Here is a 1,048-nt window from a genome sequence, read left to right on the forward strand (position 1 = left end):
CTTAGATTAGCATTTGAAGTGCAACACCATGTTGTTGCCATAATACCTGACTCGGACTTTTAAAGCCGAGTCTTTTTCTTGGCCGATGATTCAAGCGTTGAGTGATTTCTGAAATATATTCATCCGTATAGTCATTTAAATCACTGCCTTTTCTAATATATTGCCTGATTAAACCATTGGTATTTTCATTTGTACCACGTTGCCAAGCACTGTAAGGATCAGCGAAATACCACTCTATCCCTAATTCTCTAGCAGCATGCTCATGCAAGCTGAACTCCTTGCCATTATCTGCTGTCATTGTTTTTAGCTGATCTTTAACTGGATTCAATAAGCTGATTGTGGCTTGGCAAACTTCCTCTGCCTTGCGTGAACTACACTTTTTCAGCCAAAGATAACCCGTCTTCCTGTCTACAATCGAGACTAATGATTGCTGATGGTTCTTGCCTACAATCGTATCTATTTCCAGATCACCAAAGCGAGTCCGAAGCTCTATCTCTATAGGTCGATAATGAATGCTTTTACGATTGATCAGCTGACCACGGGTTTCAGGAGAGCCATATTTTCTCTTTCTTTGATTTCTGAAACGCAGGTTGTGAAAGAGTGTCCCACCCTTGCTTTTATCCTGTTGTATGAAGCGGTAGATGGAATGCAGACTAACTGAAACATGAGAAGCGATTTGCTCGGGACTCCATTGAATATCAAGATAAGAGATGACACGCATCCAAAGCTCATTAGGAATTGTTTTAGGGTTTGAACAATGCCGTCGTCGAGCCAATTTATGGGCATGTTGAGCGAAATAGCCATTTCTCGCTTTATTACGCAGAATTTCCCTAGAAATTGTTGAGGGAGAGCGATTTAAACGCAAAGCGATATAACGTTTGGAAAAACCTTCACGTAACAAGGTATAAATCTGATATCTTTCTTCTTGAGTAAGATGAGTATAGTTCATGATGCAACTTTGACTTTGGTCGGTCGGAAGCATAATGCTAACTCATCTTGCTTTCTTCCAATACATTAATCTCTGTTGCACTTCATTTGAGAATCTAAG

The 1,048-nt window shown here is 40.1% G+C and carries 1 protein-coding gene; it reads right to left on the reverse strand.

Translation table 11 applies throughout. The annotated features are described in order from the left end of the window. Nucleotide 1: 1 nt before the first annotated feature. Entirely contained in the window at nucleotides 2-949 is a 948-nt protein-coding gene (locus EXE29_RS17230; protein ID WP_147316035.1) for an IS30 family transposase, read from the reverse strand. Nucleotides 950-1,048: the final 99 nt, after the last annotated feature.

It is taken from the genome of Acinetobacter sp. WCHAc060006, from assembly GCF_004209135.1.
Classification (GTDB): domain Bacteria; phylum Pseudomonadota; class Gammaproteobacteria; order Pseudomonadales; family Moraxellaceae; genus Acinetobacter; species Acinetobacter cumulans.